19 protein-coding genes are annotated in these 21,089 nt (G+C 64.0%); 9 read left to right on the forward strand and 10 right to left on the reverse strand.

The features are described 5' to 3' along the window. Positions 1-10 precede the first annotated feature (10 nt). The 3 genes from HU772_RS24550 to HU772_RS24560 form a co-directional block, all read right to left on the reverse strand. The gene (locus HU772_RS24550) at positions 11-2,299 is read right to left on the reverse strand and encodes an ABC transporter permease subunit (RefSeq protein ID WP_186652979.1); all 2,289 of its coding nucleotides are present in this window, start codon (positions 2,297-2,299) and stop codon (positions 11-13) included. 148 nt (positions 2,300-2,447) lie between these two features. Then, complete coding sequence (locus tag HU772_RS24555; protein WP_011536436.1) at positions 2,448-3,446, reverse strand: phosphate ABC transporter substrate-binding protein PstS; 999 nt, start codon at positions 3,444-3,446, stop codon at positions 2,448-2,450. A gap of 354 nt (positions 3,447-3,800) precedes the next feature. Continuing rightward, positions 3,801-5,090 carry an MFS transporter gene (locus HU772_RS24560; protein WP_186652972.1) on the reverse strand — a complete coding sequence of 430 codons (1,290 nt, stop codon included), beginning with the start codon at positions 5,088-5,090 and terminating at the stop codon, positions 3,801-3,803. Positions 5,091-5,451: 361 nt separating this feature from the next. Here HU772_RS24560 and HU772_RS24565 point away from each other — a divergent pair, with 361 nt between their 5' ends. Then, positions 5,452-5,850, forward strand: a complete 399-nt coding sequence (locus tag HU772_RS24565) for an acyl-CoA thioesterase (protein ID WP_003253317.1) — start codon at positions 5,452-5,454, stop codon at positions 5,848-5,850. A gap of 73 nt (positions 5,851-5,923) precedes the next feature. Beyond that, positions 5,924-6,820: a D-hexose-6-phosphate mutarotase gene (locus HU772_RS24570; protein ID WP_186652970.1), complete on the forward strand. Its 897-nt coding sequence runs from the start codon at positions 5,924-5,926 to the stop codon at positions 6,818-6,820. Positions 6,821-6,950: 130 nt separating this feature from the next. Here the strand turns inward: HU772_RS24570 and HU772_RS24575 are convergent, their stop codons facing one another. The 5 genes from HU772_RS24575 to HU772_RS24595 all read right to left on the reverse strand — a co-directional run bounded on the left by HU772_RS24575 (position 6,951) and on the right by HU772_RS24595 (position 10,564). Then, entirely contained in the window at positions 6,951-7,484 is a 534-nt protein-coding gene (locus HU772_RS24575; RefSeq protein ID WP_186732178.1) for a DUF3299 domain-containing protein, read from the reverse strand. Between the two features lie 51 nt (positions 7,485-7,535). Further along, positions 7,536-7,781: a GlsB/YeaQ/YmgE family stress response membrane protein gene (locus tag HU772_RS24580; protein ID WP_186652966.1), complete on the reverse strand. Its 246-nt coding sequence runs from the start codon at positions 7,779-7,781 to the stop codon at positions 7,536-7,538. Positions 7,782-7,878: 97 nt separating this feature from the next. Further along, complete coding sequence (locus tag HU772_RS24585) at positions 7,879-8,961, reverse strand: 5-(carboxyamino)imidazole ribonucleotide synthase (RefSeq protein WP_186652964.1); 1,083 nt, start codon at positions 8,959-8,961, stop codon at positions 7,879-7,881. A 10-nt stretch (positions 8,962-8,971) separates the two neighbouring features. Beyond that, on the reverse strand, positions 8,972-9,463 hold the full coding sequence (gene purE, locus HU772_RS24590) for a 5-(carboxyamino)imidazole ribonucleotide mutase (RefSeq protein ID WP_050707559.1): 492 nt from the start codon (positions 9,461-9,463) through the stop codon (positions 8,972-8,974). A 171-nt stretch (positions 9,464-9,634) separates the two neighbouring features. Further along, complete coding sequence (locus HU772_RS24595) at positions 9,635-10,564, reverse strand: LysR substrate-binding domain-containing protein (RefSeq protein WP_186652963.1); 930 nt, start codon at positions 10,562-10,564, stop codon at positions 9,635-9,637. Between the two features lie 181 nt (positions 10,565-10,745). Between HU772_RS24595 and aspA the strand changes: the two genes are divergently transcribed. The 4 genes from aspA (at position 10,746) to HU772_RS24615 (ending at position 15,672) form a co-directional block, all read left to right on the forward strand. Then, on the forward strand, positions 10,746-12,170 hold the full coding sequence (aspA, locus tag HU772_RS24600) for an aspartate ammonia-lyase (RefSeq protein ID WP_186652961.1): 1,425 nt from the start codon (positions 10,746-10,748) through the stop codon (positions 12,168-12,170). 179 nt (positions 12,171-12,349) lie between these two features. Continuing rightward, the gene (locus HU772_RS24605; RefSeq protein ID WP_186652960.1) at positions 12,350-13,342 is read left to right on the forward strand and encodes an AraC family transcriptional regulator; all 993 of its coding nucleotides are present in this window, start codon (positions 12,350-12,352) and stop codon (positions 13,340-13,342) included. 183 nt (positions 13,343-13,525) lie between these two features. Continuing rightward, on the forward strand, positions 13,526-14,566 hold the full coding sequence (locus HU772_RS24610) for a histone deacetylase family protein (protein WP_186652959.1): 1,041 nt from the start codon (positions 13,526-13,528) through the stop codon (positions 14,564-14,566). A 2-nt stretch (positions 14,567-14,568) separates the two neighbouring features. After that, the gene (locus HU772_RS24615; RefSeq protein ID WP_186652958.1) at positions 14,569-15,672 is read left to right on the forward strand and encodes a polyamine ABC transporter substrate-binding protein; all 1,104 of its coding nucleotides are present in this window, start codon (positions 14,569-14,571) and stop codon (positions 15,670-15,672) included. Between the two features lie 30 nt (positions 15,673-15,702). On the opposite strand, the gene pdxR is transcribed toward HU772_RS24615, so the two are convergent. Then, positions 15,703-17,223: a MocR-like pyridoxine biosynthesis transcription factor PdxR gene (pdxR, locus tag HU772_RS24620; protein WP_186652956.1), complete on the reverse strand. Its 1,521-nt coding sequence runs from the start codon at positions 17,221-17,223 to the stop codon at positions 15,703-15,705. 91 nt (positions 17,224-17,314) lie between these two features. Between pdxR and HU772_RS24625 the strand changes: the two genes are divergently transcribed. From HU772_RS24625 to HU772_RS24635, 3 genes are read left to right on the forward strand one after another with little or no spacing between them, the layout of a single operon-like run. After that, positions 17,315-17,944, forward strand: coding sequence for an FMN-binding negative transcriptional regulator (locus tag HU772_RS24625; RefSeq protein ID WP_186652954.1), 630 nt, complete (start codon positions 17,315-17,317; stop codon positions 17,942-17,944). 12 nt (positions 17,945-17,956) lie between these two features. After that, positions 17,957-18,403: a GNAT family N-acetyltransferase gene (locus HU772_RS24630; RefSeq protein ID WP_186652952.1), complete on the forward strand. Its 447-nt coding sequence runs from the start codon at positions 17,957-17,959 to the stop codon at positions 18,401-18,403. Between the two features lie 7 nt (positions 18,404-18,410). Beyond that, positions 18,411-19,082 carry a GNAT family N-acetyltransferase gene (locus HU772_RS24635; RefSeq protein ID WP_186652950.1) on the forward strand — a complete coding sequence of 224 codons (672 nt, stop codon included), beginning with the start codon at positions 18,411-18,413 and terminating at the stop codon, positions 19,080-19,082. A gap of 184 nt (positions 19,083-19,266) precedes the next feature. Here HU772_RS24635 and oadA read toward each other — a convergent pair whose 3' ends face one another. Then, positions 19,267-21,075: a sodium-extruding oxaloacetate decarboxylase subunit alpha gene (gene oadA, locus HU772_RS24640; RefSeq protein ID WP_186652948.1), complete on the reverse strand. Its 1,809-nt coding sequence runs from the start codon at positions 21,073-21,075 to the stop codon at positions 19,267-19,269. Positions 21,076-21,089 lie beyond the last annotated feature (14 nt).

Raw genomic sequence — 21,089 nt, forward strand, 5'->3', positions numbered from 1 at the left:
TACCTTTCTATCAAAGCGACGAGTATTTCTTGCGCAGGCGCTGGCGAATCAGCTCGGCCAGGGTGTTCATCACGAAGGTGAACAACAGCAGCACGAGGGCGGCGAGGAACAGCACACGATAGTGGCTGCCGCCGACTTCCGATTCGGGCATTTCCACGGCCACGTTGGCGGCCAGGGTGCGCATGCCCTCGAACAGGTTCATCTCCATCACCGGGGTGTTGCCGGTGGCCATCAGCACGATCATGGTCTCGCCCACCGCACGACCCATGCCGATCATCAGCGCCGAGAAGATGCCCGGGCTGGCGGTGAGGATGACCACGCGGGTCAGGGTCTGCCAGGGCGTGGCGCCCAGGGCCAGGGAACCCAGGGTCAGGCTGCGCGGCACGCTGAACACGGCGTCTTCGGCGATGGAATAGATGTTCGGGATGACCGCGAAGCCCATGGCGATACCGACCACCAGGGCGTTGCGCTGGTCGTAGGTGATGTTCAGCTCGTGAGTGATCCACAGGCGCATGTCACCCTGGAAGAACCAGCTCTCGAGGAATGGGCTCATCGCCAGGGCGAACCAGCCGATCGCCAGGATCACCGGAATCAGGATGGCGGCTTCCCAACCATCCGGGATGCGCAGGCGAATCGACTCCGGCAGGCGGCTCCAGCTGAAGCCGGCGACCAGGATGCCGATGGGCATGATCACGAACAGGCTGAACACGCCTGGCAGGTGGCCTTCCAGGTACGGCGCGAGGAACAGGCCGGCGAAGAAGCCGAGGATCACCGTCGGCATCGCTTCCATCAGTTCGATCACCGGCTTGACCTTGCGGCGCATGCCCGGGGCCATGAAGTAGGCGGTGTAGATGGCAGCGGCGATGGCCAGCGGCGCCGCCAGGATCATCGCGTAGAACGCGGCCTTGAGGGTACCGAAGGTCAGCGGCGACAGGCTCAGCTTGGGCTCGAAGTCAGTGTTCGAGGCGGTCGACTGCCAGACGTATTTAGGCTCGTCGTAGTTCTCGTACCAGACCTTGCCCCACAGCGCGCTGACGGAAATCTCCGGGTGCGGGTTGCGCAGGCTCAGGGGCAGCAGCTTGCCGCCTTCCTCGATGATGATGCGGTTGGCCCGCGGCGACAGGGCGAGGATGCCCGCGCCTTCGGCCACCGGCTCGACCAGCAGGGTCCGGTGCGCGGTGCTGTGGAACACGCCAAGCTTGCCGTCGCTGTCCAGGGCAATGAAGCCCTTGCGGCGCTCTTCGGCGTCGATCTGCACCACCGGCGCCTTGCCCAGCTGGAAGCTGCGGATCAGTTTCAGGCGCGACTCGCCGTCCGGATCGCGGGCCATGAACCACTGGCTCAGGCCGCCCTTGGAGTCACCGAAGATCAGCGAAATACCACCAACCAGCTGGGCGGTCGCGGTGATTTCGGCGTTGCCGTCTTCCAGCAGCTTGTAGCGGCCGTTCAGGCTCTTGTCGCGCAGGCTGAACACGTCGGCGGTGGCGCGGCCGTTGACCACATACAGCCACTGCTGACGCGGGTCGATGAAGATGTTCTTCACCGTCTCGGTCATCTGCGGCAGCTCGATGCGGTTCTGCTCGACCGTGACCTCGTCGGTCATCATGTTCTCGGTGCGCGACAGCTCGATCACCTGCAGGTGGGCACCGGTGGAACCGGCCAGCAGCAGCGTGTCGCCATTGACGTTGACGCTCACGTGCTCCAGCGCACGGCCCTGGTCATCCAGGGTGAACAGGTCCTGACCATAGGGGTAGTCGATACCGGCCTCGATGGTCTTCTTGTTGTCCGGGTAGGTGATCTTGTAGGTGTGGTGGAACACCAGCGCCTGGCCGTTGGACAGGCCCAGCACCACCAGCGGGCTGCCGGGCTGGTCGGTGCTGATCGAGCTGACCTGGGTACCGGCGGGCAGCGGAAGGTCGACGCGCTTGAGTTCGCCACCGGTCTTGGTGTCGAAGAACAGCGCCTGGCCCTTGTCGGAAACGCGCATGCCCACGAGGTTCTGCTCCTCGAGGGCGATCATCAGCGGCTTGCCGGCATCCTGTTGCAGCCAGGTCGGCTCCAAGGCTTTCTTGCTGGTCAACTCGGCGCCCTGGAACAGCGGCAGCACCACGTAGGCCAGGTAGAAGAAGATCAGCGTGATCGCCGCCAGCACGGCGAGCCCGCCCACCAGGACGTACCAGCGGGTCAGGCGATCCTTGAGCGCGCGCAGGCGGCGCTTGCGTTGCAACTCGGGCGTATTGAAATCAATCCGCACGGGAGGGGAATTTTGGGTCATGGTGGAGTTGGCCAGATCATTCATGCGCACACCCTAGCGGTCCCGTATGACAAAAACATGACAGTGCAGTGACGCAACAAAGCCCGACGCGCAGGAGCCCTGGCCTCGGACTGACGAATTCGTGGAAAGAGGCCGATGCATTCGCCGTCGGCCTCTTCCGGTTACTGCCTAATTACTTCTTTGCAACGTTGCCAGCGTGGGACAGGCCCAGGTCAGCCAGGGTCTTGTCGACCACCTTGGCCGGCAGCGGGATGTAGCCGTCCTTCACGACAACTTGCTGGCCGGCCTGGGACAGGACCAGCTTGACGAACTCGGCTTCCAGCGGGGCCAGAGGCTTGTTCGGCGCCTTGTTGACGTAGACGTACAGGAAGCGCGACAGCGGGTAGGTGCCGTTCAGGGCGTTGGCTTCGTTGTCTTCGACGAAGGCGCCGCCTTCTTTCTTGGCCAGGGCCACGGTCTTGACGCTGGCGGTCTTGTAGCCGATGCCCGAGTAGCCGATGCCGTTCAGCGAGGAGCTGATCGACTGCACCACCGAGGCCGAGCCAGGCTGTTCGTTGACGTTAGGCTTGAAGTCGCCTTTGCACAGGGCTTCTTCCTTGAAGTAGCCGTAGGTGCCCGATACCGAGTTGCGGCCGAACAGCTGGATTGGCTTGTTGGCCAGGTCGCCGGTCACGCCGACGTCACCCCAGGTCTTGATCTCGCTCTTGCCACCGCACAGGCGGGTGGAGGAGAAGATGGCGTCGACCTGAGCCATGGTCAGGCCCTTGATCGGGTTGTCCTTGTGCACGAACACGGCCAGGGCGTCGACGGCAACCGGGATGGCGGTTGGCTTGTAGCCGTACTTCTGCTCGAAGGCCTGCAGCTCGACGTCTTTCATCTTGCGGCTCATCGGGCCCAGGTTGGCGGTGCCTTCGGTCAGCGCGGGTGGCGCGGTCGAGGAGCCAGCAGCCTGGATCTGGATGTTTACGTTCGGATATTCCTTCTTGTAGGCCTCGGCCCACAGGGTCATCAGGTTCGCGAGGGTGTCGGAACCGACGCTGGAGAGGTTGCCCGATACACCGGTGGTCTTGGTGTAGGTCGGGATTGCAGGATCGACAGCGGCGACCGCATTGGCGGCAGCGACGCCAGCGGCGGCAAAGGTCAGGGCCGCCATCAAACGCTTCAGTTTCATGCCTTGCTCCTAGCAGGAATATCGTGGGGTTTGTGATGGAACGGGCCCAAGTATCTGCAGGCCGCATGAACACTCTATGACTCGAATATGACAATTGGATGAAAGGCCATCACCCGTAGTCGGGGATGGTCTTTTCAGGATATTTCGGAAGGGATTACCTGGCCCTTAGGGCTGCGCTTTCACGCGGAGAGTCAGGCTCTGAAGTACACCGCGCACTCTGTAGTAGCGGCCTTGTGTCGCGATAGGGCTGCATAGCAGCCCCGGCAGTTTTGCATGATGCGCAGATCCTGGGGCTGCTTCGCAGCCCTATCGCGACACAAGGCCGCTCCTACAGGTCCGCGTGAATTGCTCGGCTCAGCGCTTGTTGACGAGCAGATAGGTACCCACCAGCAGACCAACGGCACACAGGCAAGCCACGTAATAGGCCGGTGCCATCGGGCTGAACTTGAGCAGCGCGGTCACCACCATCGGCGTCAAACCGCCGAAAATGGCATAGGCCAGGTTGTAGGAGAACGACAGGCCACTGAAACGCACCACCGGTGGAAACGCCTTGACCATCACATAAGGCACCGCGCCAACGATACCGACGCACAGGCCGGTCAGCGCGTACAGCGGGAACAGCAGGTCCGGACGGGTCGGCAAGCTGTGGTAGAAGGCCCAGGACGACGCCAGCAAGGCCAGGCTGCCGACGATGAACACGCGCCCGGCACCGAAGCGATCGGCCAGGCTACCGGCGCCAATGCAGCCGATGCTGAGCAGGACGATGGCCAGGCTGTTGGCCTTGAGCGAGTCGGTGGGGCTGACGTGGTACAGGCTCTGCAGCAACGCCGGGGTCATCAGGATCACCACCACGATGCCGGCCGACAGCAGCCAGGTCAGCAGCATCGACAGGATGATCGCGCCGCGGTGGTCGCGCAGCACCGCGCGCAGCGGCAGCTCCTCGGCCAGCGCCTTGCGCGCCTGCATCTCGGCGAACACCGGGGTTTCATGCAGCCAGCGGCGCAGGTAGACCGCGAAGAAGCCGAACACCCCACCGAGCAGGAACGGAATACGCCAGGCGTAGTCCGCCACTTCCTCGGGGCTGTAGAGCGTGTTGATCAGCGTCGCCACCAGCGAGCCGAGCAGGATGCCCGAGGTCAGGCCGGCGGTCAGGGTGCCGCAGGCATAACCGGTGTTGCGCGCCGGCACGTGCTCGGAGACGAACACCCAGGCGCCCGGCACCTCGCCACCGATGGCCGCGCCCTGGATCACCCGCATCAGCAGCAGCAGGATCGGCGCCCACAGGCCGATCTGCGCGTAGGTCGGCAGCAGGCCCATCACCAGGGTCGGCACGGCCATCAGGAAGATGCTCAGGGTGAACATCTTCTTGCGCCCGAGCAGGTCGCCGAAGTGGGCCATGACGATGCCGCCCAGGGGCCGCGCCAGGTAGCCGGCGGCGAAAATGCCGAAGGTCTGCATCAGGCGCAACCACTCGGGCATGTCGGCTGGGAAGAACAACTTGCCCACCACCGTGGCGAAGAACACGAAGATGATGAAGTCGTAGAACTCCAGGGCGCCACCCAGAGCGGACAGCGAGAGAGTCTTGTAGTCACTGCGGGACAGCGGCCGGGATGGCTGCTCGATACGGGTCTGCACGGAGGTCATCGCTGTTGTTTCTCTTATAGGTCTGCGGACCGCTTGGCATGCGGCTTCTCGGAGGTCAGGCAGGGAAGATAGCAAATTGCCGAGCCGCGCTCATAGCGGTACAAAATCCATACAGATATTCATGAATGTGCGGTCGTCGCTGGCTGTGCGGGTATATATACTGCTCGCTCGTAGGAAAAGACTGCTTCTGCCAAGGGATATTGTGCGAAAACGTCGGTCAGTATCGTCGGACTGTTTCGCAGAGTCTCCCTTCGGCCGCCTCCTGAAGCGAAATCAGCGTAGTATGCGTGTTGCTGAATCGTTTTTACGGCGTCCACTACTGCGCCACCAACGAAGCGTCACGGGTCAGAGGCCCCACGGCATGATTGAGCTCGAACAAGAAGATCCTATCCCGCAGGGCGACCTGGCCTTGCAGATCACCGCGCTGCCGCGCGAAACCAACGGTTTCGGCGATATCTTCGGCGGCTGGCTGGTCGCCCAGATGGACCTGGCCGGCACCGCCATGGCCAGCCGCGTCGCCGGTGGCCGGGTGGCCACGGTGGCCATCGACCGCATGGCCTTCCTGGTGCCAGTGGCCGTGGGCGCGCAGTTGTCCTTCTATACCCAGACCCTGGAAATTGGCCGCAGCTCGATCCAAATGATGGTCGAAGTGTGGAGCGACGACCCGCTGTCCAGCGAATGGCGCAAGGTCACCGAAGCCGTGTTCGTGTTCGTCGCCATCGACGGCAGCGGTCGCACCCGCTCGGTGCCTCGTCGCTGAGCCACGCGGGCGTTAAACTCATTGCACGTCACCGGGTCCAACGGCCCGACAGGCAACCAATGAGACGAGCGCAATGGCTAACTTCCAGGTCGACACCGAGCAACACGGCGAACTCAACTGCTGGCGCATCACCAGCGACCACGCCGAACTACTGATCGCCCAGCAGGGCGCGCAGGTCCTCAGCTACCAGCGGATCGGCGAACCGCCGCTGCTGTGGCTGAGCGACCAGGCCATTTTCCGCCAGGGCAAGTCGGTGCGTGCCGGCGCTCCGGTGTGCTGGCCCTGGTTCGGCATCTTCGAGCGCAACCCCGATTCGGTCAAAGCCATGTTCAAAGGTGGGCAAGCACCGGCCCACGGCCTGGTGCGCGGGCGCGACTGGCAGTTGCTGGGCGTCGAGGAGGCCGGCGACACCTTGCGCATCGAGTTCGCCCTACCCGAAGCCCTGGGCGATCTGCCGGGCTGGCCGCACGAAGTCGAACTCAAGCTCGTGGTGGAGTTGGGCCAACAACTGAAGCTGACCCTCACCAGCTATAACCTTGGCAACACCGATGTCACCCTGAGCCAGGCCCTGCACAGCTACTTTGCCGTGAGCGACGTGCGCCAGGTGCAGGTGGAAGGTGTGGATGGGTTGGCCTATATCGAAACCCTGGCCAACTGGGAGCAACGCCAGCAGCAGGGCAACCTGGGCTTCGCCGGCGAGACCGACCGCATCTACGTGAATGCCCCCGAGCGCCTGGCGATCGTCGATCCGCACTGGAACCGACGCATCACCTTGCAGGCTGGCGGCTCACGCACCGCGGTGATCTGGAACCCCTGGAGCGAGCGCGCCCGCGAACTGCCGGACATGGCCGACGATGGCTGGCAGCGCATGCTGTGCATCGAGACAGCGAATGTGCTGGATGATGTGGTGGTGCTCAAGCCTGGGGCGAGCCATGCGATGAGCGTGGCGATCGGTAGCGAAGCGCTCTGATCTGAAGGTTTCAGGGTCAGGGCCGGCCCTTTCGCGGGCAAGCCCGCTCCCACAGGCACTCCACTGTTCTCAAGGTCAGTGAAATGCCTGTGGGAGCGGGTTTACCCGCGAAGAGGCCGGCACAACCAACTCAGAGGTCGGCGTCTTCCACCACCCTCACCTGCCCCGCCTCCAGCGCATACGCCGCATCCGCCAGGTCATTGCTGACCGTCTCCACCTTCAGCGTGCCGGTCACCCACAACGGCGTGTAGATGTCGTCGATCTTCAACCCTTTCGGATAACGCACCAGCACCAGCTGGTTCGGCGGCGGCGGCGGCACATGGATGCACGCCCCTGGGTACGGCACCAGGAAGAACAGTGTGCTGTTGCCCTTGGCATCGCTTTCCAGCGGCACCGGATAGCCGCCCAGGCGGATCTGCTTGCCGTTCATCGCGGCCACTGTCTTGGTCGAATACATCACCGCCGGCAGGCCCTTGCTTTGCTTCAGGCCGCCCTTGGCGGTGAAGGTTCCTTGGGCTTCCGGGGAGTTGTGATCGATCTCGGGCATCTGCTCGAGGGCTTTCTGGTCCGACTTGGGCATCAGCTCCAGCCAGTCGGTCTCGGGCAGTTCGGCATGGGCCAGGGCACTGGCCAGCAGCAGGGGAACGAGGAATAACGCACGCATGGGAATGCTCGGCAACTCGAGGATTGAATTGCCGGGCATTCTAGCCTGTGTTCAGTTCTTCTTGATGAAGCCGTAGATCACCAGGAGGATGATCGCGCCCACCAGTGCGCCGAAGAAGCCCGCCGCCTGGCCTGCCTGGTAGATGCCAAGGGCTTGCCCGCCATAGGTGGCGGCCAGGGAGCCGGCAATGCCGAGGAGGATGGTCATGATCCAGCCCATGCTGTCGTCCCCCGGTTTCAGGAAACGCGCCAGCAGGCCAACGATCAGGCCGACGAAAATGGTTCCAATGATGCCCATGGCAAACCCTCTGTGGTGAAAAATGCAACAAGCCAAAGCCTAGACAGCGCTTTGGCTTGTTGCCATTTCAGAGCGGTGTTGCCCTGCAGAAGTTCGCTCAGCCGGCGATCAACGCCTCTACTTCGGCAATCTTGGCCTTGAGGGTGGCCATGTCGGCGCAACGCAGGGTGGCGTGGCCAACCTTGCGTCCGGCCTTGAAGGCCTTGCCGTAGTGATGCAGGTGGCAGTCATCGATGGCGACGACCTTGTCCACCGCCGGCACTTCGCCGATGAAGTTGAGCATGGCACTCTCGCCGACCTTGGCGGTCGAGCCCAGCGGCAGGCCGGCCACGGCACGCAGGTGGTTCTCGAACTGGCTGCACTCGCTGCCTTCGATGGTCCAGTGCCCGGAGTTGTGCACGCGCGGGGCGATCTCGTTGGCCTTCAGGCCGCCGTCAACCTCGAAGAACTCGAACGCCATCACGCCGACATAGTCCAGCTTCTGCAACACCCGGCCGACATAGTCCTCGGCCAGGGCCTGCAGCGGATGCGCCTCGCTGGCCACCGACAGTTTCAGAATGCCGCTGTCGTGGGTGTTGTGCACCAGCGGGTAGAAACGGGTTTCGCCATCGCGGGCACGCACGGCCACCAGCGAGACTTCACCGGTGAACGGCACGAAGCCTTCCAGCAGGCACGGCACGCTGCCCAGCTCGGCGAAGGTGTCGATCACGTCTTCAGGCTTGCGCAGGACCTTCTGGCCCTTGCCGTCATACCCCAGGGTGCGGGTCTTGAGCACGGCCGGCAGGCCGATGCTGGCCACGGCGGCGTCGAGGTCGGCCTGGGACAGGATGTCGGCGAAGGCCGGGGTCGGGATGCCCAGGTCGCGGAACATGCTCTTCTCGAACAGGCGGTCGCGGGCAATGCGCAGGGCCTCGGCGCTCGGGTAGACCGGCACGAACTGCGAGAGGAAGGCGACGGTCTCGGCCGGCACGCTCTCGAACTCGAAGGTCACCAGGTCGACTTCGTCGGCCAGTTGGCGCAGGTGATCCTGATCGCCGTAGTCGGCGCGCAGGTGCTCGCCCAACGGCGCGGCGCAAGCGTCCGGCGCCGGGTCGAGGAAGGCGAAGTTCATGCCCAGCGGGGTGCCCGCCAGGGCCAGCATGCGGCCCAGCTGGCCGCCACCGATTACACCGATCTTCATAGCGTCACCCTCAAGCCTGGCGCGGATCTGGATTGTCCAGCACGGTGTCGGTCTGCTCGGTGCGGAACTGCTTGAGCGCCGCATGGAACTGCGGGTACTTGGCGCCCAGGATGCTCGCCGACAGCAGCGCGGCATTGATCGCGCCGGCCTTGCCGATGGCCAGGGTAGCCACGGGGACACCCGCCGGCATCTGCACGATCGACAGCAGCGAGTCGACGCCCGACAGCATCGACGACTGCACCGGCACGCCGAGCACCGGCAGGTGGGTCTTGGCGGCGCACATGCCTGGCAGGTGAGCGGCGCCACCGGCACCGGCGATGATCACCTCGATGCCGCGGCCCTCGGCCTCCTCGGCGTACTGGAACAGCAGGTCCGGCGTGCGGTGGGCGGACACCACCTTCACTTCGTAGGGAATGCCGAGTTTTTCCAGCATATCGGCGGTGTGGCTAAGGGTGGACCAATCGGACTTGGAGCCCATGATCACGCCAACCAGTGCACTCATCGTCGAGCCTCTTCGCTTGTGCGCCCGCAGGCGCGTCAAAAAACAACAAGCCACGCGGGACGACCGGCGTGGCTTGTTTGCTGATCATGACCGGATCTATCCGGTCGAGGGGCCGCGCAGTATAGCGTAACGAAGGGCGATCACGGCACCCCCGGCGACCAACTGTCGGCCTTATTTTTCGGGGGTTTGGCTGACTTTTGGGTCAACTGAACCGCCCTCCAGCTTGCGCCACAGCAAGCGCACGTTGGCCTTGCGCACCAGGGCGCAGCGGTACAGGCGAATCTCCAGGGGCACATGCCACTGGCTGGCGCCACAGATCACCAGTTCGCCACGCTCCAGCTCGCCGCGCATCGACAGCTTCGGCACCCAGGCGATACCCATGCCTTCGAGGGCCATGCTCTTGAGACTGTCGGCCATGGCCGTTTCATAAACAGTGGTATAGCGCAGGTTGCGCTGGCGCAGCAGCAGGTTGACCGAACGGCCAAGGAAGGCGCCGGCACTGTAGGCCAAGAGCGGCACGCTGCCCTCGCCTTCCAGGTCGAACAACGGCTTGCCATCGGCGCCCACGGCGCACACCGGGAGCATTTCGGTGTTGCCCATATGTAAGGAGGGGAAGATTTCGGCGTCCATCTGCAGCGCCGCGTCCGGGTCGTAGAAGGCCAGCATCAGGTCACAGCCACCTTCGCGCAGAGCGTGCACGGCATCTCCGACGTTAGTCGCAACCAGGCGGGTGGCGATGTTCAGGCCATCGTTGCGCAGCTGCGCCACCCAACGGGGGAAAAAGCCCGAGGCCAGCGAGTGCGCCGCCGCCACCTGGATCACCTCACCCTGGCCACCTTCGAGGTGATGCAAGTGGCGAAGCACTTCGCTCAACTGGTCGACAACGGTGCGCGCGGTGACGAGAAACAGCTGCCCGGCTTCGGTCAACTCAATCGGGGTGCGGGAACGATTCACCAAGGTCAATCCCAGCGCCGCCTCCAGGCTGCGGATGCGCCGACTGAAGGCCGGTTGGGTGACGAAGCGGCGCTCGGCCGCCTGCGAAAAACTACGGGTGGAGGCCAGGGCACTGAAGTCTTCCAGCCACTTGCTTTCGAGGTTCATCGACTACTCCGCAACGCGTGCACCAAAATGGAACACGCTCGATTGTCAATCGGCGTCACATCAAACCGTATGCCGTTTGCGCATAGGTTAGCGTGCAACAGCATTGGCCGCAAAATCCGGGCAGCCCTAGGATTGGCGCCATTCCGGCAGGTGCCGGGTCAAAATCGAGATGATATCCATCATGTCCTCCGCTGCATCGTTCCGCGTCGAAAAAGATCTGCTTGGTACCCTTGAAGTCCCTGCCGATGCCTACTACGGCATCCAGACCCTGCGCGCTGCCAACAACTTCCACCTCTCCGGCGTTCCGCTGTCGCACTACCCGAAACTGGTAGTCGGCCTGGCGATGGTCAAGCAGGCCGCTGCTGACGCCAACCGTGAGCTGGGGCACCTGAGCGATGCCAAGCACGCTGCCATCAGCGCAGCCTGCGCCCGACTGATCAAGGGCGACTTCCACGATCAGTTCGTCGTGGACATGATTCAAGGCGGTGCTGGCACCTCCACCAACATGAACGCCAACGAAGTCATCGCCAACGTTGCGCTGGAGCACATGGGCCACCAGAAAGGTGAGTACCAGTACCTGCACCCGAACAACGACGTGAACATGGCGCAGTCGACCAACGACGCCTACCCGACCGCGATCCGTCTGGGTCTGCTGCTGGGCCACGACGCCCTGCTGGCCAGCCTCGACAGCCTGATCCAGGCCTTCGCCGCCAAAGGCAAAGAGTTCGACCACGTCCTGAAGATGGGTCGCACCCAGCTGCAAGACGCCGTGCCCATGACCCTGGGCCAGGAATTCCGCGCCTTCGCCACCACCATGACCGAAGACCTGCAGCGCCTGCGCTCGCTGGCTCCTGAGCTGCTGACCGAAATCAACCTGGGCGGCACTGCCATCGGTACCGGCATCAACGCCGACCCGGGCTACCAGGCCCTGGCCGTGCAGCGCCTGGCGACCATCAGCGGCCAACCGCTGGTCCCGGCCGCCGACCTGATCGAAGCCACCTCCGACATGGGCGCCTTCGTGCTGTTCTCCGGCATGCTCAAGCGCACCGCGGTCAAGCTGTCGAAGATCTGCAACGACCTGCGCCTGCTGTCCAGCGGCCCGCGTACCGGCATCAACGAGATCAACCTGCCGGCGCGCCAGCCAGGCAGCTCGATCATGCCAGGCAAGGTCAACCCGGTAATCCCGGAAGCCGTCAACCAAGTGGCCTTCGCCATCATGGGCAACGACCTGGCCCTGACCGTCGCCGCCGAAGGTGGCCAACTGCAGCTGAACGTGATGGAACCGCTGATCGCCTACAAGATCTTCGACTCGATCCGCCTGCTGCAACGCGCCATGGACATGCTGCGCGAGCACTGCATCGTCGGCATCACCGCCAACGAACAGCGCTGCCGTGAACTGGTCGAGCACTCGATCGGCCTGGTCACCGCCCTGAACCCGTACATCGGCTACGAAAACGCCACCCGTATCGCCCGCGTCGCCCTGGAAACCGGCCGCGGCGTGCTGGAACTGGTGCGCGAGGAGAAGCTGCTGGACGAAGCGATGCTCAACGACATCCTGCGTCCGGAAAACATGATCGCTCCCCGTCTGGTACCGCTGAAGGCGTAATCCGACGATCGCAACACGTCTCACCAGGTCGAGGGACTAGACACCTCTCAACCTTTCAAGGGCCCGAGCGCACGCTCCGGGCCCTTTTTTTATGTCTGCGCTTCAAGCCCTGCGCCATCCCTGTAGGAGCGGCATACAACTTGCTCGCTAAAGCTTCTCAGCCCAACGGGACGCCGAGCATGCTGCACAGCCACCTCACCACCCTCAACGCGGTTTCGCTGATCCTCCAGGTGTTCCAGGAGGCCGGCGTCGCTCCCCAGCAGATGCTCGCCGGCAGCGGTATAAGCCCGGCAGACCTGGGCCACGCCGATGCGCGCATCACCACCCAGCAGGAGCTGCAGGTGTGCGCCAATGCCGTGGCCCGCCGTGAGGACATAGGCCTGGAGCTGGGCCGGCGCATGCATGTGTCGTGCTACGGCATGCTCGGCTACGCCCTGCTCTCCAGTGCCACTTTGGGTGACGCCCTGCGCCTGGCGCTACGCTTTCCGGCACTGCTGGGAACAGTCTTCCAACTGCGCCTGGTGGACGATGGCCAGCGAATCTGGCTCAGCGCCAGCGAGCATTACGACGCACCGGGCCTGGCCGCGTTCAACGCCGAGTTCTGTCTGGGCTCGCTCAAGGTGATCTGCGACGACCTGCTGGGCCGTCCGCTGCCCTTGCTGGCGGCGCGCTTCGAACACTCTCGCCCCCATTATCACCCGCTCTACGACGATGCTTTCCAATGCCCGTTGGGGTTTTCGGCGCAGGACAACGCGTTCGCCTTCGAGCGCCGTTGGCTGGACATGCCGCTGCCGTTAGCCGACCCGATCACCCATAAGGCGATGAGCGAACGCTGCCGACGCCTGAACCTGGAGTTCACCGGACGCCAGGCCTGGCTGGGGCGGATTCGCCACCTGCTGCTCCAGCAACTGGATGCGACGCCCGGGCTGGAGGGGTTGGCACGGCAGATGAACTGCTCGTCGCGCACGTTGCGGCGGCACCTGCAGGCGCTGGGCAGCAGTTATCAACAGTTGCTGGACGAGCTGCGCTTCGAGCGGGCCAAGCAATTGCTGGCCGAGGACCAGATGCCGATCTACCGCATCGCCGAGACCCTGGGATTCAGCGAGACCGCGAGCTTCCGCCATGCCTTCCAGCGTTGGAGCGGCGTGGCGCCCAGTCATTTTCGCGGGTAAACCCGCTCCCACAGGTACAGCGCAAGCCTGAGATTTTGCGCAACCCTGTGGGAGCGGGCTTGCCCGCGAAGGGGCCAGGCCGCACTTGGCCACATCGATCCCCTTTTGGCCGTTTGCATCGTTCTCCCCCACTTGGCCGCGCACCAGAATGGCCCCACGCCAGTGACTCCCGGAGAACAATAAATGCTGACGATCTATTCCGATGACCACCGCCTGCACCACGGACGCTGCGAGCTGATCGATGGCAAGCTGATGCCGTGCTTCGAAATGCCCTCCCGTGCAGATCACGTTCTGCAACGCGTGCAGCAGCGCAACCTTGGCCCGGTGCAAGCCCCCAGCGACTTCGGCCGCGCGCCGCTGCAGCGCATCCACGGCGCCGACTACCTGGACTTCTTCGAAGGCGCCTGGGCACGCTGGGCAGCCCTCGGCCAGGACGGCGACCTGCTGCCGTTCACCTGGCCGGCTCGCACCCTGCGAAAGGTCAAGCCCAGCGGTTTGCACGGCGAGCTCGGCTACTACAGCTTCGACGCCGGCGCGCCAATCACCGCCGGCACCTGGCAGGCCGCCTACAGCTCAGCGCAAGTGGCCCTGACCGCCCAGGCCGCGATCCAACAGGGCGCCCACTCGGCCTTCGCCCTGTGCCGCCCGCCAGGGCACCACGCCGCCGCCAACGTGATGGGCGGCTACTGCTACCTGAACAACGCCGCCATCGCCGCCCAGGCCTTCCTCGACCAGGGGCAGCGCAAGGTGGCGATCCTCGATGTCGATTACCACCACGGCAACGGCACGCAGGACATCTTCTACAGCCGCGACGATGTGTTCTTCGCCTCGATCCACGGCGATCCACAGGACGAGTTTCCGTTTTTCCTGGGCTATGCCGACGAGGTCGGTGAAGGCGCGGGCGAAGGTTGCAACGTCAACTACCCCCTGCCCGCCGGCAGCGACTGGCGTGTCTGGAGCGCCGCACTGGAGGACGCCTGTCAACGCATCGCCGCCTATGACGCCGACGTGCTGGTGATCTCCCTGGGCGTGGATACCTTCAAGGACGACCCGATCTCCCAGTTCAAGCTGGACAGCCCCGACTACCTGGCCATGGGCGAGCGCATTGGCCGGCTCGGCAAGCCGACCCTGTTCGTGATGGAAGGTGGCTACGCCGTGGCGGAAATCGGCATCAACGCGGTCAACGTGCTGGAAGGCTTCCAACGTATCCAGCCAGGAGCCTGAACATGATCCGACTCAAGCAACTGCTCACCCCGCTCATCACTGCCGGCCTGCTCGCCGGGTTGCTCCCGGCCCATGCCGAACAGCGCACCCTGCGGGTCTTCAACTGGTTCGACTACATCACCCCACAGACCCTCAGCGGGTTCCAGCAGGACAGCGGCGTGAAGCTGGTGTACGACATCTTCGATACCAACGAGGCATTGGAGGCCAAGCTGCTCACCGGCAATTCCGGCTACGACGTGGTGGTACCGTCCAACGTGTTTCTCGCCAAGCAGATCGAGGCCGGCGTATTCCAGCCCCTGGACCGCGCCAAGCTGCCCAACTGGCAGCATCTGGACCCGGCGCTGATGAAGCTGATCGAGGCCAACGACCCTGGCAACCGGCATGCGGTGCCCTACATGTACGGCACCGTGCTGATCGGCTTCAACCCGGCCAAGGTCAAGGCCGCGCTCGGCGACAACGCGCCGGTGGATAGCTGGGACCTGATCTTCAAGCCCGAGAACATCGCCAAGCTCAAGCAATGCGGCGTCGCGCTGCTCGACTCGCCGTCGGAGATCCTGCCGCTGGCCTTGGCGTACCTGGGCCTGGACCCCAATAGCGGCAAGCCGGCCGACTACCAGAAGGCCCAGGACCTGCTGCTGAAGATTCGCCCGTCCATCACCTACTTCCACTCCTCCAAGTACATGGCCGACATCGCCAACGGCGATATCTGCGTGGCGGTGGGCTACTCGGGCAGCTTCTCCCAGGCGGCCAACCGCGCCCGCGAAGCGAACAATGGCGTGGTGGTGGACATGCGCCTGCCCAAGGAGGGCGCGCCTATCTGGTTCGACATGCTGGCGATTCCGAAGAATGCCGCGAACCCGGACGATGCCCACGCGTTCATCAACTACCTGCTCAGGCCCGAGGTGATAGCACCTATCAGCGACTTCGTCGGTTATCCCAACCCGAACAAGGATGCCACCGACAAAGTCAGCCCGGCGATCCGCGACAACCCGAACCTGTACCCCACGGCACAGGCGATGGCCAAGCTGTACACCTTGAAACCGCTGCCACGTGACGCCGAGCGCGCGCGCACCCGTGCCTGGACCAGGATCAAGTCGGGTACCTGATGGATTCGGGGCTGCCCCGCAGCCCCGAACTCAGCGCTTCCACACCTTGCGCAGGCGCATCAGCGCGGCCGCGATCTGGGCTTCCGGCACTGCGGCGAACCCCAGCACCAGCCCGGCCCGCTTATCCACAGGCACGCTGCTGTCCTCCAGCCAAAACGAACTCAGCGGATTCATCTCGACCCCGACCGCCTCCGCCAAGGCCAGCAGCTCCTGCTCTCTAGCAAGGTTATCCACAGCCACTTTCACATGCAGCCCCGCCGCCACCTCCGGCATCGCCCCCAGCCCCGGCACATCCACCGGCCAGCCAGCCATCAGCACATTGCGCCGCGCCAATGCCGCTCGCCGCATGCGTCGGATGTGCCGCTGGAAATGTCCCTGGGCCATGAACTGCGCCATGACCCACTGAGTGCCCACCTCCGAGTGCCGCACCGCCAGTGCCCGCGCCTGGCTGAACCCCTGCACCAGCCGCGGTGGCAGCACCAGGTAACCCAGGCGCATCGCAGGGAAGGCGATCTTGCCGAAAGTACCGACGTACAGCACCCGGCCGTGCCGGTCCAGCGTGGCCAGCGGAGCCAATGGCGCGCCGCTGTAGCGGTACTCGCCGTCGTAGTCGTCCTCGATGATCCAGGCATCCTCCCGCTCGGCCCAGGCCAGCAGCGCCAGACGCCGCGCCAGGCTCATGGTGACCCCGGTCGGGTACTGGTGGGCCGGCGTGACATAGGCCAGGCGGCAACCTGCCAGGTTCGTGCAGTCCATGCCTTCGGCGTCCACCGGCATGCCCCTGGGTTGCGCCCCGGTCATGGCAAAGGCATGCCCGGCCGCCCGGTACCCAGGGTTTTCCACAGCCACGCCATCACCCGGCTGCAACAGCAACTGTGCACAAAGGCTGATGGCCTCCTGCGCGCCACTGGTGATCACAATTTGTTCAGCCATGCAGGAAAGCCCGCGTGAGCGACGCAAGTAGGTTGCGATCAGCGTGCGCAACGACAGCTCCCCTGCCGGGTCTCCATAACCCAGCAACGCAGGGTCGGGGTTACGCCATAAACCCGCGTGCAGCTTGGCCCAGGTCTCGAAAGGAAACAGATCGTACGCCGGCACGCCCACTCGGAAGGCCCGAGGAGGACCACTTTTGGGCGGTGGCAGATGATGATTTTCCAGGCGCCGAAACGGCTCGCTGGGCACTGCGAAGCTGGATAAATCCTCAGTATCAGAAGGCGAAAATGTGGATAACCCTGTTGATAAACCCAGGGATAACCCTGTGGACAGTTGTGTGGATAGTTTCGGTAGCTGGCTCACATAGGTGCCATCCCCGACCCGGCTTTCAATGAAACCCTCGGCATACAACTGGTCATAGGCCCGCATCACGCTATTGCGCGACAGCGCCAGGATGGCAGCCAGGTCGCGCGTGGCAGGCAAGCGCGTGCCGCTGCCCAGGCGACCATCGAGCACCCGGGCGCGCAAGGCCTGGTAAAGCTGCTGGCTTAAGCCACGCCGTCGATCGAGGACGATACCGGCGGGATCGAACGGCAACGCATGGGACAGCTCACGCATGGCATTGGACCTATGAAAATGACCATTAATGGCTCTTACACAGAACCAATAGCCTGCCTAGCATGGAGCCATTCGACAAGGACCCTGCCCCATGTACAACAGCAAACCGCACCAGGAACACGACCTCTGCCGGCTGCACCTGCACATGCAGCAGACCCGCCTGGCCCTGCTGGTCAGCCACGGCGAACAGGGCCTGCTGGCCACCCATCTGCCAGTGCTGGTCGCCCCAGAGGAAGGCGAGTTCGGCACCGTCTACGGCCATCTGGCCCGGGCCAACCCGCAGTGGCACGACCTGGAGCAAGGCGGCGAGGCGCTGCTGGTATTCCCCGGCGTCGATGCCTATGTCAGCCCGGGCTACTACCCGAGCAAGCACGACAACCCCCGCGTGGTACCGACCTGGAACTACACCGCCGTGCACGCCTATGGCCCGGTCGAGGTGATTCACCAGGCCGCGCCGCTGCTGGATATCGTCAGCCGCCTGACCGATCGCCACGAACAGGGCCGCGACCGCCCCTGGCAAGTGGCCGATGCCCCCGCTGACTACCTGGAAGGCATGCTCCGCGCCATTGTCGGCATCCGCCTGCCCATCACCCGCCTGCAAGGTGCACGCAAGCTCAGCCAGAACCGCTCCCAGCAGGATATCGCCGGCGTGCGCGAGGGCCTGGGCGCCAGCGCTGATTTTCTCGATAGCCAACTCGCCGCGCAGATGCGCAATCTCTGAAGGAAACGCCCAATGACCCACGTTACCTTGCGCCCGGTCGGCGCCGACGACCACACTGCCTGGCTGCCTCTCTGGCAGGCCTACCTGCGCTTCTACCAGACCGAACTGGCCGACAGCGTCAGCGCCAATACCTGGCAACGCCTGCTCGATCCCAACGAGCCGACCCACTCGACACTCGCCTGGGTCGATGGCAAGGCAGTGGGCATGGTCAACTTCATCTACCATCGCTCCAACTGGAGCATCGAGAATTCCTGCTACCTGCAGGACCTTTATGTGAACAGCGAAGTCCGCGGCCTGGGCATTGGCCGCCAGCTGATCGAGCATGTGTACGCCACGGCCAAGGCCGCAGGCTGCAGCAAGGTGCACTGGCTGACCCATGAGACCAACGCCACCGCCATCGGCCTTTACGAGCAGGTCGCCGAGCGCCCGGGCTTCATCCAATTTCGCAAGGCACTATAGGCCGACCATGAGCGACGTATTGAACTGGACACCCGCCGGCACGCCCAAGGCCGAACCCATCGAAGGCCGCTTCATCCGCCTGGAAAAGCTCGACCCGGGGCGTCATGGCGATGATCTTTGGGACGTGCTGCAAGGGCCGGGCTCGGACCCGGTACTGTGGGACTACCTGCCTTATGGGCCATTCCATGAACGCGCCAGCTTCGACCGTTGGCTGGAGGCTAACGCCGCCAGTCGCGATCCGCTGTTCTACAGCGTCATCGACCGATTCAACGGCCAGGTCCAAGGCATTCTCAGCTACATGTCGATCGTCCCGGAACAAGGGCGTTTCGAAATCGGCCATATCGCCTTCGGCGCCGCCATGCAGCGCACGCCAAAGGGCACCGAAGCCGTGTACCTGCTGGGCAAGCTGGGCTTCGAGCTGGGCAATCGGCGGCTGGAGTGGAAGTGCAACAACGCCAATGCTCGCTCCAAGCGCGCGGCCGAGCGGTTTGGCTTCGCCTTCGAGGGCGTGTTCCGCAACCACATGGTGGTCAAGGATCGCAATCGGGACACGGCGTGGTATGCGATCACCGATACCGAATGGCCAGCGGTGGCGGCAGGGTTCGAGCGCTGGTTGAGCGTGGAGAACCAGCAGCCCGAAGGCCAGGTGCGAACCTTGGAGAAATGCCGTCAGGGCTGAGCCTTGCTCAAACCTCACCGGCCCCTTCGCGGGTAAACCCGCTCCCACAGGTGTGGTGCATGCCCTGAGGTCAACGCAGCCTCTGTGGGAGCGGGTTTACCCGCGAAAGGGCCAGAAAACCCAGCACAAAAAAAGGGGAGCCTTCGCTCCCCAGAGGTTAACCACTTGCAGATGAAGGCGTCTGTCAGCCTTCGATCTCGATCAGGATTTCGCCCGGGGTGACCCGGTCGCCCTTGGCCACGTGGATGGCCACGACCTTGCCGGCGATAGCCGCCTGCACTTCGGTCTCCATCTTCATTGCCTCGGTGATCAGCACCGCCTGGCCGGCCTTGACCACATCGCCCTCCTTGACCAGCACATCGACGATGTTGCCCGGCATGCTGGTGCTGACATGGCCCGGCGCGCTGGCCTGCTTGCGCTTGCTGCCGCCACCACCGACGAACTCGTTGAGCGGCTCGAACACCACCTCTTCCGGCATGCCATCGATGGACAGGTAGAAGTGACGCTTGCCTTCGGCCTTGACGCCGACACCGGTGATGTCGACGCGGTAGGTCTCACCGTGCACATCGATGACGAACTCGGTCGGCACGCCCTCGCCGCCTACCGACGCCACGGCGCCGGCTTCCGGAATTGGCAGCAGCACTTCAGGGGTCAGGGTGCCGGCGGCACGCTCCTCGAGGAACTTGCGCCCGATGTCCGGGAACATAGCGAAGGTCAGCACATCCTCTTCGTTCTGGGCCAAGGCGCCGATATCGGCACGCAACTTGGCCATTTCCGGTTTGAGCAGGTCGGCCGGGCGTACGTCGATCACGTCCTCGCTGCCGATGGCCTGGCGACGCAACTGCTCGTTGACCACGCCCGGGGCCTTGCCGTAGCCGCCCTGCAGGTACAGCTTCACCTCGTTGGTGATGGTCTTGTAGCGCTCGCCGGCCAGCACGTTGAAGAACGCCTGGGTGCCGACGATCTGCGAGGTCGGCGTGACCAGCGGCGGGAAACCGAGGTCTTCGCGCACCCGCGGGATCTCCGCCAGCACTTCGTTCATGCGGTTGAGAGCACCCTGCTCCTTGAGCTGGTTGGCCAGGTTGGAAATCATCCCACCCGGCACCTGGTTGACCTGCACGCGGGTGTCCACGGCGGTGAACTCACTCTCGAACTGGTGGTACTTCTTGCGCACGGCGTAGAAGTACAGGCCGATCTCCTGCAGCAGCTCCAGGTCCAGGCCGGTGTCGAACTCGCTGCCCTTGAGCGCGGCGACCATCGACTCGGTGCCTGGGTGGCTGGTGCCCCAGGCGAAGCTGGAGATGGCGGTGTCGATATGATCGGCGCCGTTTTCCACCGCCTTGAGCTGGCACATGGCGGCCAGGCCGGCGGTGTCGTGGGAGTGGATGAACACCGGCAGCGATTGCTCGGCCTTCAGTGCCTTGACCAGCTCGCCGGTGGCGAACGGGGTCAGCAGGCCGGCCATGTCCTTGATCGCCACCGAGTCGCAACCCATCGCTTCCATCTGCTTGGCCTGCTTCACGAAGGCGTCGATGGTGTGCACCGGGCTGGTGGTGTAGGCGATGGTGCCCTGGGCGTGCTTGCCGGCGGCTTTCACCGCCTCGATGGCCACGCGCAGGTTACGCACGTCGTTCATGGCGTCGAAGATGCGGAACACATCGATGCCGTTGACCGCGGCCTTGGCGACGAAGGCCTTGACCACGTCGTCGCTGTAGTGGCGGTAGCCGAGCAGGTTCTGGCCACGCAGGAGCATCTGCAGCCGAGTGTTGGGCAAGGCATTGCGCAACTTGCGCAGGCGCTCCCAAGGGTCTTCCTTCAGGAAGCGCACGCAGGCGTCGAAGGTGGCGCCGCCCCAGACTTCCAGCGACCAGTAGCCGACCTTGTCGAGCTTGTCGCAGATCGGCAGCATGTCTTCGGTACGCATGCGGGTGGCCAGCAGGGACTGGTGGGCGTCGCGCAGGATCGTGTCGGTTACGTGAATTTTCTTGGACATTGTTATCTCCTCGT

It is taken from the genome of Pseudomonas xantholysinigenes (genome assembly GCF_014268885.2).
GTDB lineage: Bacteria > Pseudomonadota > Gammaproteobacteria > Pseudomonadales > Pseudomonadaceae > Aquipseudomonas > Aquipseudomonas xantholysinigenes.

What these genes read in the sequence shown, in the direction of transcription:
- HU772_RS24550 (WP_186652979.1), bottom strand. Translation starts at nt 2,299, where the DNA reads ATGAATGATCTGGCCAACTCCACCATGACCCAAAATTCCCCTCCCGTG.
- HU772_RS24555 (WP_011536436.1), bottom strand. Translation starts at nt 3,446, where the DNA reads ATGAAACTGAAGCGTTTGATGGCGGCCCTGACCTTTGCCGCCGCTGGC.
- HU772_RS24560 (WP_186652972.1), bottom strand. Translation starts at nt 5,090, where the DNA reads ATGACCTCCGTGCAGACCCGTATCGAGCAGCCATCCCGGCCGCTGTCC.
- HU772_RS24565 (WP_003253317.1), top strand. Translation starts at nt 5,452, where the DNA reads ATGATTGAGCTCGAACAAGAAGATCCTATCCCGCAGGGCGACCTGGCC.
- HU772_RS24570 (WP_186652970.1), top strand. Translation starts at nt 5,924, where the DNA reads ATGGCTAACTTCCAGGTCGACACCGAGCAACACGGCGAACTCAACTGC.
- HU772_RS24575 (WP_186732178.1), bottom strand. Translation starts at nt 7,484, where the DNA reads ATGCGTGCGTTATTCCTCGTTCCCCTGCTGCTGGCCAGTGCCCTGGCC.
- HU772_RS24580 (WP_186652966.1), bottom strand. Translation starts at nt 7,781, where the DNA reads ATGGGCATCATTGGAACCATTTTCGTCGGCCTGATCGTTGGCCTGCTG.
- HU772_RS24585 (WP_186652964.1), bottom strand. Translation starts at nt 8,961, where the DNA reads ATGAAGATCGGTGTAATCGGTGGCGGCCAGCTGGGCCGCATGCTGGCC.
- purE (WP_050707559.1), bottom strand. Translation starts at nt 9,463, where the DNA reads ATGAGTGCACTGGTTGGCGTGATCATGGGCTCCAAGTCCGATTGGTCC.
- HU772_RS24595 (WP_186652963.1), bottom strand. Translation starts at nt 10,564, where the DNA reads ATGAACCTCGAAAGCAAGTGGCTGGAAGACTTCAGTGCCCTGGCCTCC.
- aspA (WP_186652961.1), top strand. Translation starts at nt 10,746, where the DNA reads ATGTCCTCCGCTGCATCGTTCCGCGTCGAAAAAGATCTGCTTGGTACC.
- HU772_RS24605 (WP_186652960.1), top strand. Translation starts at nt 12,350, where the DNA reads ATGCTGCACAGCCACCTCACCACCCTCAACGCGGTTTCGCTGATCCTC.
- HU772_RS24610 (WP_186652959.1), top strand. Translation starts at nt 13,526, where the DNA reads ATGCTGACGATCTATTCCGATGACCACCGCCTGCACCACGGACGCTGC.
- HU772_RS24615 (WP_186652958.1), top strand. Translation starts at nt 14,569, where the DNA reads ATGATCCGACTCAAGCAACTGCTCACCCCGCTCATCACTGCCGGCCTG.
- pdxR (WP_186652956.1), bottom strand. Translation starts at nt 17,223, where the DNA reads ATGCGTGAGCTGTCCCATGCGTTGCCGTTCGATCCCGCCGGTATCGTC.
- HU772_RS24625 (WP_186652954.1), top strand. Translation starts at nt 17,315, where the DNA reads ATGTACAACAGCAAACCGCACCAGGAACACGACCTCTGCCGGCTGCAC.
- HU772_RS24630 (WP_186652952.1), top strand. Translation starts at nt 17,957, where the DNA reads ATGACCCACGTTACCTTGCGCCCGGTCGGCGCCGACGACCACACTGCC.
- HU772_RS24635 (WP_186652950.1), top strand. Translation starts at nt 18,411, where the DNA reads ATGAGCGACGTATTGAACTGGACACCCGCCGGCACGCCCAAGGCCGAA.
- oadA (WP_186652948.1), bottom strand. Translation starts at nt 21,075, where the DNA reads ATGTCCAAGAAAATTCACGTAACCGACACGATCCTGCGCGACGCCCAC.